This is a genomic window from Paenibacillus senegalensis JC66 (assembly GCF_000285515.1).
Taxonomy (GTDB): Bacteria; Bacillota; Bacilli; order Paenibacillales; family NBRC-103111; genus Paenibacillus_L; species Paenibacillus_L senegalensis.
This window is the reverse complement of the sequence record NZ_HE610958.1, coordinates 247,853-260,675: the sequence shown is the minus strand read 5'-3', so window position 1 is coordinate 260,675 and position 12,823 is coordinate 247,853. Positions and strand designations below refer to the sequence as shown.

Here is a 12,823-nt window from a genome sequence, read left to right as displayed (position 1 = left end):
CGGGAAGCCGGCTTTTTTTGTGGATCTCATACATATTGTTTCAACTTCTGGCTAATACTACGCTAAGCAGGGGAGGTGATATCCGTGAAAAACAACAAAAACCAAAACCAAAAGCTGAATCAAAACCAGAACCAAAACCAAAATCAAAACTACAATGCTGAGTTTGCTGAAGAAGTAGCTCAACAAAATAAAAAACAAGCTGCTCAAAACAATCCAAGCCAAGACGCTCAACAATAATAGGCAGGCAGCGATTGACCGATTACCGAGTATGACACCCGTCTGATTCCAGACGGGTGTTTGTTTTGGCCGCATAAAAACAGCTCGAATAGTCTATCATAAAGCTAGCGATAGATTTCTTTACAGCGAAGGAGAGCAGACGGGATGCATAAGTTAAATTCTGAACTGGAAGGTTATGAAGCCGGGTTCATGAATGTATACTCTATAATGAAGGAAGAAGGATTTTCGCTCGGAGGCGGCTGGGAATATGATCACGGCTGCGTGGATAAAGCTTTGGATGAAAAAAACACCGTATGGCTGAGGGTTCCCTTTGAGGTGACGCACGGAACGTTTGAGGGAGATACGGATGAGTCGGATGCCGTTATTCGGTTGGGCGGCCCTTTTGTGTTAAGGCATCTTTATGAGGATGGCTTGGACAATGACGCCAGAGTGGGCGTAGCTACCGCCCTGTTCAACCAGTTTCAAAATCCGGTTGATAAAGATGCCGAATTGGATCCCAAGTGGATCTCCGCTGCCGAAGTCCAGCTGGACCGTCTGGAGCAGAGGCTGAAGTCGCTGTAAGTTTTAACTCTCATTTAGGTTTTCTTAAGGTTGGTTTAAGGTTATAGATGCATGATATAGTTAATTAAAAGAGCACTAGCAAAAAAATGCTCCATTCATAATGAGTTGCGACCTTTACCGCTTAAGAGGAGGAGAGATAACTTATGGACGAGAAATACAACAATTCCTATGATGACTATTTCCGTAAATCGAGAAATGGCCAGAATAAAGATGGTCATCATTCCTCTGAGTCTGATCTCGATACGAAAACTGATAGGGAATCTCCGCATTATTATTCCTACGGGCCTTACCGTTCCCAGGACCGGGAGCGCCTCGGGGAGAGTAGGGGGCAGCTGCCGCCAGCTCCTGACCCTGAGCCGGAAATCGAAATGACCGAGCCGAGGCCGGTTAAGCCGATCGGCTTGACCGCCGGTGAGGAGCGAAGGAGATCTGCTGCCTGGGCAGTCAATGAGCAGCCGCGAAAGCAAAGCCGCTGGAAGACCGGCTTTCTCTCTTTTCTCGCGGGAGCTGTGGTAGTAGGCGGCTTGATGTTCGCTTCCGACAGGGCCAATTTGTTTACCCCGGATCAGGCACCCTTAACGAACAATGAGTCGATGCATGCCTCGGCTCCGGAAATGAGCGATTCTGACCGCAGGGCGCAAAGCGCAGCCTGGGATCTCAACCGGCCTAACAACATCGCTGAAATTGTGCAGTCTTCGGGACCGGCCGTAGTCAAGATTGAAACCTATACGACCACTTCAAGCTCCCGCCGGGGCAGTCCGTTAATGGATGATCCGCTGTTCCGCTACTTCTTTGGTGATGAATCTTCCCGGGAAGGACGCCGTCAAGCAGGGATGGGAACAGGGTTTATATTTGATAAATCCGGCTATATCCTCACTAACGAGCATGTGGTGCACGGCTCTGATGAGATTCTCGTCACCGTTCAAGGCTATGATGAGCCTTTTGAAGCAGAACTGCTCGGAAACAGCTATGATCTCGATCTGGCCGTCCTGAAAATAAAGAGCGATGAAGAGCTGCCTTATCTAAGAATGGCGGAATCGGATAATATTAGTGTCGGGGACTGGGTGGTCGCCATTGGCAACCCGTACGGCTTCGACCATACGGTTACAGTGGGAGTAGTCAGCGCCAAGGAACGGGAAATCCCGATCTCGGACAATCAGGGAACGCGGGAATACAAGCATCTGCTGCAAACAGACGCATCCATTAACCCGGGTAACTCCGGCGGTCCTCTGCTAAACCTAAACGGTGAAGTGATAGGCATCAACACGGCGGTTAGCTCCCAGGCACAGGGAATCGGGTTTGCGATTCCGATCAGCACAGTGGATAACGTACTTGATAACCTGATTAACAACGTGGAAATTCCTAAAGAGCCGACTCCGTTCATTGGCATTCAAATGTCGGCGATTGATCCGAGTTATGTGGAAGCGCTCGGTCTTGAAAATACAGATGGCGCCCTTATCCGTGATGTCGTTGTAGGCAGCCCTGCTTTCCATGCAGGCTTGCGCCAGTATGATGTTATTGTAAGCTTCAACGGAGAGGCTGTTGCCAATGGATCGGAAATATCCGAGAAAGTACTGCAAACTAAGGTGGGTGATACGGTCACTCTCGGAGTAGTGCGAGAAGGCAAGAAGATCGATGTCGAAGTGACAATCGGTGACGCCAACGAGCTGGAGCAGAACTTGCAGCGCTAAGTCAAGCACAGCAGCGCCAGAGCAATCTACTATAGACAGAAGAAGCAGTTTAGCGGGAAGCAGGCCGTTCACTCTGCTTCTTTTTCTTTGCTATACTATATTATTATGAAGGTGAACGGGGGGAGCAGGGGTTGAGAGATAAAATCATGGTCATCGATGATGATGAGAAAATAACGTCTATGCTGCGCCGCAGCCTTGTATTCGAAGGTTACCAGGTAGCGGTATCCAACGATGGCTACGAAGGACTCCGGAAGATGCTTGAATTTGTTCCGGATTTGGTCATTTTGGATATTATGATGCCCAAATTGGATGGCTGGGAAGTATGCCGGAGAATCCGCGAGGGCGGATTTGATGTGCCGATTTTGATGCTGACAGCCAAGGATGAAGTAGCGGACCGCGTAAAAGGGCTCGATATGGGGGCGGACGACTACTTGGTCAAGCCTTTTGCGCTGGAAGAACTAATGGCCAGAGTAAGAGTGCTGCTGCGGAGAAGAACCGATCAGAATGAAAGCAGTCAGCGGATCGGGTATGCAGATCTGGTGATGGACTTGGATACGCGGGAGGTCTGGCGCGGCGGGCAAAGGGTGGAATTAACGACGAAAGAGTTCGATCTGCTTCACCTTTTCCTGCAGAATCCTAAGCGCGTATTGTCCCGGGACTTAATTATGGAGAAGATTTGGGGCTATGATTACAGCGGGGAATCTAACGTATTGGAAGTATATATTGCTTTGCTGCGGCAAAAAACCGAGGAAAACGGTGGATCACGGTTGATCAAAACTGTGCGCGGAGCGGGGTATGTACTGAGAGGGGATCAATGATATGTCCATACGCTTGCGCCTAACTCTATGGTATTCGGGCATCCTTGCATTAACTTTGCTGGTGTTTGGCGTAGCTTTGTATACAGCCTTGCATTACTGGTATTTCGATGATTTCCGCAAACGCATCATTGCTCAGGCAAATGATATCCAGTCAAGGATCTTTCAGGCTGAGATTGGGCTGAGAAGCGGTTCCGTTTTTACACTATATATAGATGAAGCTGATTTTCGCAATAATACCCATCTGCTGCAATTGAACGATTACGTATCCCGCCGCCGTGTGACGAATCCTTTGATGGAGCGCCTGGGCGTTCATTTTCAAGTATCGGAGAACGCCATGAATGCGGCACTCGAACGCAGAGGGATATTTGAGAATGTCAAGGTGTATAACGAGGAAGTGATCGTGTACAATCATCCGGTTATTTCTTCCGACAACAAGCTGCTCGCCATTTTGCAAGTGGGCTCCTTTAACAGCGGCTCACAAAGACTATTTGTTTATTTGAAAAATATTTTGCTGACTTTGGGAGTAGTGACTGTCATTCTGGCAGCTACCTTAGGCTGGTTCTTGTCGCGAAAAGCGTTGAACCCGATTGATCAAGTCATTGAGTCCGCCGATCAAATTCAGATTGGGGAGGATTTGAGTAAAAGAATTACGTATGACGGTCCCCATCGGGATGAAATTGGCCGTTTGACTGATACGATTAACGGAATGCTTGGCCGCCTTCAGATAGCTTATACGGAGCTGGATGAAGCGTATCGGGCCCAGCGGCGCTTCGTATCGGATGCTTCGCATGAACTGAGAACTCCGCTTACAACTATCCGCGGAAATGTGGAGCTGCTGGAGAAGGTATGGAGGCAGCTTGTGGAAAGCTCTTCCGAGTCGCATGATGATAATATAAGCCTTTCCCTGGAGGCGATGCGTGATATAGCAGATGAAGCGGCGCGAATGAGCCGGCTTGTTAACCATCTTTTATCGCTGGCGAGAGCGGACACCGGATTTGTTATGGAAAAGAAAACGATTGAGTTTTTGCCGATTATTGAAGAAGTTATCCGCAAGGCTCATTTGCTTCCGCGTACAGCGCAATGGAGAACAGGAGATTTGAGCGCCTTGGAGGATGTGAAAGTTTGGGGGAATGCGGACTATTTGCAGCAGCTGATCTTTATTTTCATTGAGAATGCGTTCAAATATACGCCTGAAGGCTATGTTGCGATTGATGCTCTAATGTCCGACGATGGCAAGCAGGCAGGCGTGCGCATACAGGATACGGGGATCGGGATGGATAAGGAAGAAGTACCTTACATTTTCGATCGTTTCTATCGTGCCGATGAATCTCGCGGTCAGACCCAGGGTACCGGATTAGGCTTATCCATTGCCCGCTGGATCATTGACGAGCATGGCGGTTCCATAGAAGTAACGACAGCGAAGGGTGAAGGAAGCACGTTTGTCATCTGGCTGCCGGTGAACAGCTAACGTGTCGATAGGGATTCGTGGTATACTGGACATAGAAAGGCGGGATAAGCATGGAAGTTCTTAAAATAACGCCAAGAGGGTACTGCTACGGAGTCGTGGACGCGATGGCGATGGCGATGGCGACTGCCCGGAATATGGATTTGCCGAGGCCAGTTTATATACTGGGAATGATTGTGCACAATTCTCATGTAACCGAGTTTTTTGAAGAAGAGGGTATCTATACGCTGGATGGCCCTAATCGTCTTGAAATATTAGAACAGGTAGAGTCGGGTACGGTTATTTTCACGGCCCACGGCGTGTCCCCGGAGGTGCGAAAGCGCGCACGCGATAAAGGATTGACGGTAGTAGACGCAACCTGCCCTGATGTTACCCGAACCCACGATCTCATTCGTGATAAGGTGCAGGAAGGCTATGAAATTATCTATATTGGCAAAAGGGGCCATCCGGAGCCAGAGGGCGCCGTTGGGATTGCTCCCGAGCATGTTCATTTGATAGAAAGCCCGGAGGATATCAACAGCCTATCCTTTGATACCGATCGGCTTATTATTACGAATCAGACGACAATGAGCCAATGGGACATTCGGCACATCATGAACCAATTGATTGAGAAGTTTCCTACTGCTGAGATTCACAACGAGATTTGTCTGGCCACCCAGGTGCGCCAGGAGGCGGTGGCGGAGCAGGCGAAGAATGTCGACTTGGTTATTGTAGTCGGGGATCCGAAGAGCAACAACTCCAATCGTCTGGCACAAGTGGCGGAGGAGATTGCGGGAGTTCGCGCTTACCGTATTGGTGACGTCAGCGAGCTCAATGTGAACTGGCTTAAAGGAATTCGCAAAGTCGGAGTGACTTCCGGGGCATCCACTCCAACTCCGGTGACCAAGGAGGTCATTCAATATTTGGAGCAGTACAAGGAAGACGATCCCTCTACCTGGCCGATTAAGCGCACCTTAAATAAGAAGAAACTGATACCGCAAGCTAAAGTGAAATCCGGCAGCTGATTAATCCGCATTTAACTGCAGAATAGATTCCGTCCGCTATGCGTATATGGAGAATAAAAGCATTGACGGGCGGAATTTTATTAGGTATAGTTACTTTAACAATGAAAAGCGTATAAGCGTTGCAGTGCGAATGTGTTATAGGATAGGATGATGACCAATTTATAAGGGGAGTGACTGTTTTGATCGCTATTACTTCTAACAAAACCACGGATGAGCGGATTTCGGAAATTGTACTATGGATCGAAAGGCACGGATTACAGGCCCATGTTTCCAAGGGTGAGGACCGCACGGTTATAGGCATTATAGGGAAGGCAGAGCCTCAAATGGCCGAGCAGCTCCGTCAGCTTTCTGGTATTGAATCGGTTGTGAAAATATCGAAATCCTACAAATTGGCCAGCCGGGATTTTCATCCTAACGATACCGTTATTTCCATTAAAGGAGTTGACATTGGCGGCGATCAGCTAGTCGTCATGGGGGGGCCATGCGCCGTCGAGTCTCCGCAGCAGATTGACGAGATTGCCCGTTTGGTGAAAGCTGCCGGGGGACAGGTGCTGCGCGGAGGTGCTTTCAAGCCCCGCACAGGCCCTTACAGCTTCCAGGGAGTTGGCGTTGAAGGGCTGGAGATGATGGCAGAAGCTGGACGCAAGCATGGGCTGCTAACTATAACCGAGGTGATGACACCGGAGTATGTCGATATTTGTGCCGAGCACGCCGATATTTTACAGGTTGGTACGCGGAATATGCAAAATTTTGACCTGCTGCGCAAACTGGGTCAAATTCAGACACCTGTACTGTTAAAGCGCGGCTTTAGTGCCACCTATGATGAATTCTTGAATGCAGCGGAGTACATCCTGGCGGGTGGCAACCCTAATGTTATGTTATGCGAGCGTGGAATCCGCACATTCGAAACCTATACAAGGAACACGCTTGACCTGACCGCTATCCCGGTGCTGAAGCAGCTAAGCCATTTGCCGGTGATCTCCGATCCAAGTCATGGAACCGGAAGAAGAGAACTGGTGGAACCGATGTGTAAAGCATCGGTTGCTGCAGGAGCAGATGGTCTGATTGTAGAAATGCATACCGACCCCGACAATTCGATGACCGGTGACGGGGTACAATCTTTGTTCCCGGATCAATTTGCCAATCTATTGGAGCATTTGGAAAGATTAGCACCATTATGCGGTAAACGATTCGACACGCAGAAGCAGCCGATACCTGCCGGCTCTTGGAAGCTGTAAAAATTCAATATCGCCGGAAGCAATCGAAACCGTCCCTTATAGGGGGCGGTTTTATGCTGTTTTTCGAAACCGTCTATTATGTGAATATTTCTGACATCAGATTCAAAAATACCTGACATGAGTATTGACGTGAAAAAAAAGTCGATTTATAATAATCCCATAAAGATGATGGAGATAGGAACATTCATCATGATTTACCAACAAAACGTTCGGAAAATGGGGGAATATTCATGTCAGTAGAATCCGTATTGAAGCTAATTAAGGAAAAAAACCTCGAGTGGGTTGATTTTCGTTTTGTAGATATCGCTGGAAAAGCCCACCATATTTCACTGCCAGTCTCAGCAGTAGATGAAGAGACGTTTGAGAACGGAGTAGCCTTTGATGGCTCATCCATTCCCGGGTTTCGTGGAATTGAAGAATCCGACATGGTTATGATGCCAGATACAAACGCCGTTTACGTAGACCCCTTCACCGCTCATCCGACATTAGTCGTTATGTGTAACATCTTTACTCCAGAAGGTGAGCGTTACTCCAGAGATCCTCGCAGCATTGCGCAAAAAGCCGAAGAATACCTGCAAACCACCGGTATCGGAACCGCTGCTTTCTTTGCTCCCGAATCCGAATTTTTCATTTTTGATGATGTTCGTTTTGAAAGTGGAATCAATAAATCCTTCTATTCCGTCGAATCCGAGGAAGGCTTCTGGAATACAGGGCGTGAGGAAGAAGGAGGCAACCTTGGCTTCAAAATCCGGCAAAAAGGCGGGTACGTGCCAGTAGCTCCAGTAGATACCCAACAAGATATCCGCAGCGAAATGTGCCGTTTGCTTGAGGAATCAGGTCTGCGCGTTGAGCGTCATCACCATGAAGTGGCGACTGCCGGCCAAGGAGAAATCAACTTCCGTTTTGATACATTGACTAACACAGCTGACAACTTGCTGAAATATAAATACATTGTGCATAATACTGCCCGCCAATATGGCAAAACAGCTACTTTCATGCCGAAGCCTTTGTATGGTGACAACGGCAGCGGTATGCACGTCCACCAAAGCATCATCAATGGGGACACTCCTTTGTTCTATGAAAAAGGTGCTTACGCCAACCTGAGCGAAACAGCCTTGTATTACATTGGCGGGATCTTGCATCACGCTAACGCGCTTATCGCTTTGACTAACCCAAGCACTAACTCTTTCAAACGTTTGGTTCCTGGCTATGAAGCTCCGGTTAATCTCGTATTTTCCAAAGGAAACCGTTCCGCCGCTATCCGTATCCCGGTAGCTGCTGTAACACCTAAAGGCTGCCGCATCGAGTTCCGTACGCCGGACTCCACAGCTAACCCTTACTTGGCTTTCGCGGCTATGCTGTTGGCAGGTTTGGACGGTATTCAAAACAAAATCGATCCCCGCGAGCTTGGCTATGGCCCGCTGGATAAAAACATCTATGAACTGTCTGACGCGGAGAAGAAAGATATCCGCAGTGTACCAGGAAGCCTTGACGAAGCTTTGGATGCGCTGGAAGCAGACAATGACTTCTTGCTGCAGGGTGGCGTTTTTACTAAGGAATTCATCGATAACTATATCGAAATGAAGCGTGCTGACGCTAAAGCAGTTATGACTCGCACTCATCCTCATGAGTATTCCTTATATTTCGACTGCTAATTTTTGAACTTATAGTATTCATTCCTCAAGGGGCTGTCTATTAATTTTTCTTCCAAGTAAGATTTTAAATGAAACACCCAAGAATGTTATGTTTTATGGCATTCTTGGGTGTTGACTTTTTTAAAAGGCGCCCGACTAAAAAGCTGATTTTCGGACAGGCCCCTGTGTTTGCTATGAATGGTTCGCATAGCAAGAGTCCGGGACCGGGGAAACCGCGAAATGAATGCGAAAAACTGCATACATTTCGTCTGCGCCAGTGCTTCCGGAGGAAATGTATACGGAAAACCGTATACATTTCCTTTTACGTCAGGGCGTTCCGAAGGAAATGTATACGGAAAACCGCATAGAAAGGGCCGAAACCGGGGAGACACCGCGAAATGGGGCTTTCCAGAAAGTCAGTTCCCCGCGTTCCGTTTTAAAAAGCAGGCAGCGGGGGCAGCAGGCTCTCGAACCGCTGCATTTGTACGATTCATCATACAAATCTTGGGGAATTGCCCTTCAATCCCCTACATTTGTACGATTTGTCATACAAATCTTGGGTAATCGTCCTTCAATCCCCTGTATTTGTACGACGTTTCATACAAATCTCCGGCATTCGCACTTCAACCCCATGCATTTGTACGACATTTCGTACAAAACGGAGCAACAAGCCCGCGCAGCCCTCGAGCCCCGCCAACCTGGCTATTTTCATGACGGCGTTGTGCCTGGGTTTTAAATGGCATGATTGTTTTCGTTCAAAATGCAGGCAGCAGACCCTCAATTCTCTGTATGCTGTACGATATTTCGTTCAAACTCTATGGACTAATGTAAAGGGATTGAGATATAAGGCTCATACATAGGCTTGCGCTTTAAGTGGCTCCGGTAGACGATGATGCGGTCTGCTGTCCAGCTCAGCTCCTCCTCCAAAGCAGCAGGTAGAGCGGAGGGGGAAAACGGAAGCGAGCCTGAATATTGGCGGGCCAGTGTAAGATGAGGATGGTAGTTCCTTGCTTCACGCGGCCAACCAAGCTCCATCATCGCTGTTTCCACAGCTTCGTTCAGCGGAATAAGCTGTTCGGTATCGCCGCCGACTCCTGCCCATAGAACGGAGGGGGCTTTAGGCGCCCCGAATATTCCGAAGCCTTGCAGGGATAAGGTTAGTGGTGACGAATTATTCAGGGATTGACTGAGCAGATCAGTGATTTTATCGGCATCTCCAGCTTCGGTATCACCCAAAAACTTTAAGGTGATGTGGTAATCCTCAGGATGTGTCCAGCGGCGGAACATGCCCGATTGCTGGAAGGGCCGGATGGAGGAGGACAAGCGCTCCTTAATTTCGGGTGCTACAGGTACGGCAATAAATAAGCGAAGTTTTTCCATGGTACGGTTCATGATTTCACCTCGGAATGGATAGTCTGCTGTGAACAATAAAATACAATGACGGTCTCGCAGTCCGCAAGGGTGCATGCCCGCAAGGTGCAGGCCACAAGGGTGCATGTCCGCAAGCTGCAAGTTGCAAGCCGCAAGCCACAAGCCACAAGCCGCAAGGTGCATGCCGCAAGGTGCATGCCGCAAGGTGCATGCCGCAAGGTGCATGCCGCAAGGTGCATGCCGCAAGGTGCATGCCCACAAGCCACAAGCCGCAAGCTATTAGCAGCTAATAGCTGTTGTGCTTGAAGCCAAGCGGCAAAATTGTTATGATTAGGTATCATAAATGGGCATCTTTGCATAAGTTGATTCATTTATAAGTTAATTCATTTACGGCTCACTCTAATATTTAGAGGTTGACAGTATAAGATAGCAGAAGCGGAGGGGAAGAGGAGTCCAAGCTTTCCGAAGGAGAGCAGCTTCGGGAGCGTGGAAGCGTTCGCCTTTGCCACCGGATTTCAACGGCTGAGGCGGCTATGATTAAGAAATCTGGGGTCAACGCTTTCTGGAAGAAAGCGTACTTCGGGAGCATATGCTAACAGCGATCGGAGGTCCCCTCATTCCCCGTAGTGCTTTCCTCCTTTGTTGTCAGCCACTAGTTTAAGTTTTGAGCCTCATTTACAAGTTATAAAGGATCTGGACAAAATAGAATGTATTCAGTATCTTGTCCGAACCGAGCTTATATTACCTTAATGCAAAATGCTGAAACAGGAAGGTGTCACTATTGGTCAATCGAGCGTACAATTTTAATGCGGGACCAGCCGCTTTGCCGTTAGAGGTGCTGCGCCAGGCTCAAGAGGAACTGGTGGATTATCAAGGCATCGGCATGTCCATCATGGAAATTTCCCACCGCAGCAAGCAGTACGAGCAAGTAAATGAAGAAACACAGCAGCTCGTTAAGGAATTGCTGCAGCTTCCCGCCGGCTATCGGGTAATTTTCCTGCAAGGCGGGGCCAGCACGCAATTTGCCATGATTCCCATGAATCTGCTGAAACCGGATCAGGCGGCAGCGTATGTGCTGACCGGCAGCTGGTCTGACAAAGCATACAAAGAAGCGAAGCTTTTCGGAGAGGCCGTTGTTGCTGCTCAATCAAGCAAAGAAGGCCTGCTGAATATGCCTTCAGTTAATGGAATAGAGCTTCCAGCCAATGCGGCTTACCTGCATATCACTTCTAATGAGACGATAGCGGGCACCCAATTCAAAGCTTTTCCGGCTACCGGTGACGTTCCCTTAATCGGGGATATGTCCAGTGATATTTTATCACGTCCGTTTGATGCTTCCCAATTTGCCATGATTTATGCAGGAGCACAAAAAAACCTGGGTCCATCGGGTGTAACCCTCGTTATTCTCAAGGAGGAACTGGTTGATCGGTTCCGCAGCGATGTGCCTACCATGCTCAGCTATTCAACTCATCTTTCTAACGATTCCTTGTATAATACCCCTCCGGTCTATTCAGTTTATATGATGAATCTGGTGCTGAAGTGGATTCAGAAGTCCGGCGGATTGGCTAAGATGGCCGAGCGCAATAAAGAAAAGACCGATTTGATCTATCAGGTAATTGATCAAAGCAGCGGCTTTTATCAGGGGCTTACCGAGAAAGAGGATCGCTCGCTGATGAACATTACTTTTAAGCTGGCTGATCCTGAAATGGAGAAGCAGTTTATCAGCGAAGCAGAAGCTAATGGCTTCGTAGGCTTGAAAGGTCATCGCAGCGTTGGGCATCTGCGCGCTTCCACCTACAATGCGGTGCCTTACGAAAGCTGCCAGGCGCTAGCCCAATTTATGCAGCAATTTCAGAGCAAGCACAGTTAAATTCCGCCCTTACACCAGTAAACCAACCTACCAGTCACCCAAGCGGGTCACACGGCAGGTTGGTTTTGTTTGGGAGGGGAGAGCTTCCCTTTTCTTGAAGTTGCATTGTTTCTGGAGCGGTTAGTCGAAGCTTCCAGCTTGCTTCAAGGCGGGGCGGGAGAGGCTTGAAGTCCGGCTGCGGATAGGGAGGGAAGAGGGGGAGGTTAGTTTATAGCCGACGCTGCGGATCGTTTGGATATACTGCGGATCCCGCGGATTGGCTTCCAGCTTGTCGCGAAGGTGGCTGATATGAACATCCACAATTCGCGTATCCCCTACAAAGCTGTAGTCCCAAACGTGGTGCAGCAGCTGCCGGCGGCTTAGTGCTTTGCCTTGATTTTTGCACAAATAATGAAGCAGCTCGAATTCCTTAGGGGTGAGATCCAGGGGCGCCCCTTTAAAGCTTGCTTCCCTGCGGGATGGGCTGATGTAAATCTCGCCTACCTGAAGATCCCGCTCCTCGTCAACGGGCGGGGCCATCTGAGATCTTCGCAGTACTGCCCTTATCCTGGACATTAATTCCTGGGGACTGAAAGGCTTCACCATGTAATCGTCGGCTCCATTGTCTAATCCGGCGATACGGTCGGAAAGGTCATTCATAGCGGTCAGCATAATAACAGGCACATGATGCCCTTCTTGACGTAAATGGCGGCATATTTCCAGTCCGTTCATTCCCGGCAGCATTAAATCAAGCACGATTAGATCCGGTTGAAACTGGTGGAAGGAACGGACGGCTTGTTCGCCATCAGCTGCACACTCCACAATATAGCCTTCAAGCTTGAGGTTGTATTCGAGCAGCACAGTTATGGCCGGTTCATCATCAACAACAAGTATGCGATCGCTCATGCCGAGTCTCCTTTGCTGTTTGAGTTTCTAACTATAGAATAAGACTGGA

The 12,823-nt window shown here is 48.7% G+C and carries 11 protein-coding genes; 9 read left to right on the top strand and 2 right to left on the bottom strand.

All coding sequences use genetic code 11. The features are described from left to right. Positions 1 to 84: 84 nt before the first annotated feature. From PSHG_RS30480 to glnA, 8 genes are all read left to right on the top strand, one after another. Entirely contained in the window at positions 85 to 237 is a 153-nt protein-coding gene (locus PSHG_RS30480) for a hypothetical protein (protein WP_157213440.1), read from the top strand. A gap of 144 nt (positions 238 to 381) precedes the next feature. Next, positions 382 to 798: a YugN family protein gene (locus PSHG_RS09660; RefSeq protein WP_010272318.1), complete on the top strand. Its 417-nt coding sequence runs from the start codon at positions 382 to 384 to the stop codon at positions 796 to 798. Between the two features lie 143 nt (positions 799 to 941). Further along, positions 942 to 2,489 carry a S1C family serine protease gene (locus tag PSHG_RS09655; RefSeq protein ID WP_010272316.1) on the top strand — a complete coding sequence of 516 codons (1,548 nt, stop codon included), beginning with the start codon at positions 942 to 944 and terminating at the stop codon, positions 2,487 to 2,489. A gap of 131 nt (positions 2,490 to 2,620) precedes the next feature. Further along, positions 2,621 to 3,307 carry a response regulator transcription factor gene (locus PSHG_RS09650; RefSeq protein ID WP_010272314.1) on the top strand — a complete coding sequence of 229 codons (687 nt, stop codon included), beginning with the start codon at positions 2,621 to 2,623 and terminating at the stop codon, positions 3,305 to 3,307. Between the two features lies 1 nt (position 3,308). After that, the gene (locus tag PSHG_RS09645; protein ID WP_010272312.1) at positions 3,309 to 4,775 is read left to right on the top strand and encodes a sensor histidine kinase; all 1,467 of its coding nucleotides are present in this window, start codon (positions 3,309 to 3,311) and stop codon (positions 4,773 to 4,775) included. Between the two features lie 50 nt (positions 4,776 to 4,825). After that, positions 4,826 to 5,776 (top strand): 4-hydroxy-3-methylbut-2-enyl diphosphate reductase, encoded by a 951-nt coding sequence (locus PSHG_RS09640; RefSeq protein ID WP_010272310.1) that lies wholly within the window; start codon positions 4,826 to 4,828, stop codon positions 5,774 to 5,776. Positions 5,777 to 5,955: 179 nt separating this feature from the next. Further along, the gene (gene aroF, locus PSHG_RS09635; protein ID WP_010272307.1) at positions 5,956 to 7,014 is read left to right on the top strand and encodes a 3-deoxy-7-phosphoheptulonate synthase; all 1,059 of its coding nucleotides are present in this window, start codon (positions 5,956 to 5,958) and stop codon (positions 7,012 to 7,014) included. Positions 7,015 to 7,244: 230 nt separating this feature from the next. Beyond that, complete coding sequence (glnA, locus tag PSHG_RS09630; protein WP_010272304.1) at positions 7,245 to 8,669, top strand: type I glutamate--ammonia ligase; 1,425 nt, start codon at positions 7,245 to 7,247, stop codon at positions 8,667 to 8,669. An 801-nt stretch (positions 8,670 to 9,470) separates the two neighbouring features. On the opposite strand, the gene thpR is transcribed toward glnA, so the two are convergent. Beyond that, entirely contained in the window at positions 9,471 to 10,040 is a 570-nt protein-coding gene (gene thpR / locus PSHG_RS09620; RefSeq protein ID WP_042121644.1) for an RNA 2',3'-cyclic phosphodiesterase, read from the bottom strand. A gap of 760 nt (positions 10,041 to 10,800) precedes the next feature. Between thpR and serC the strand changes: the two genes are divergently transcribed. Continuing rightward, on the top strand, positions 10,801 to 11,889 hold the full coding sequence (gene serC, locus PSHG_RS09615) for a 3-phosphoserine/phosphohydroxythreonine transaminase (RefSeq protein ID WP_010272297.1): 1,089 nt from the start codon (positions 10,801 to 10,803) through the stop codon (positions 11,887 to 11,889). Positions 11,890 to 12,009: 120 nt separating this feature from the next. Here serC and PSHG_RS09610 read toward each other — a convergent pair whose 3' ends face one another. Continuing rightward, on the bottom strand, positions 12,010 to 12,774 hold the full coding sequence (locus tag PSHG_RS09610; protein WP_010272295.1) for a response regulator transcription factor: 765 nt from the start codon (positions 12,772 to 12,774) through the stop codon (positions 12,010 to 12,012). Positions 12,775 to 12,823: the final 49 nt, after the last annotated feature.

Coding starts and splice junctions, on each gene's coding strand:
- PSHG_RS09645 (WP_010272312.1), top strand. CDS start 3,309: ATGTCCATACGCTTGCGCCTAACTCTATGGTATTCGGGCATCCTTGCA.
- thpR (WP_042121644.1), bottom strand. CDS start 10,040: ATGAACCGTACCATGGAAAAACTTCGCTTATTTATTGCCGTACCTGTA.
- PSHG_RS09610 (WP_010272295.1), bottom strand. CDS start 12,774: ATGAGCGATCGCATACTTGTTGTTGATGATGAACCGGCCATAACTGTG.
- PSHG_RS09660 (WP_010272318.1), top strand. CDS start 382: ATGCATAAGTTAAATTCTGAACTGGAAGGTTATGAAGCCGGGTTCATG.
- PSHG_RS09655 (WP_010272316.1), top strand. CDS start 942: ATGGACGAGAAATACAACAATTCCTATGATGACTATTTCCGTAAATCG.
- PSHG_RS09640 (WP_010272310.1), top strand. CDS start 4,826: ATGGAAGTTCTTAAAATAACGCCAAGAGGGTACTGCTACGGAGTCGTG.
- glnA (WP_010272304.1), top strand. CDS start 7,245: ATGTCAGTAGAATCCGTATTGAAGCTAATTAAGGAAAAAAACCTCGAG.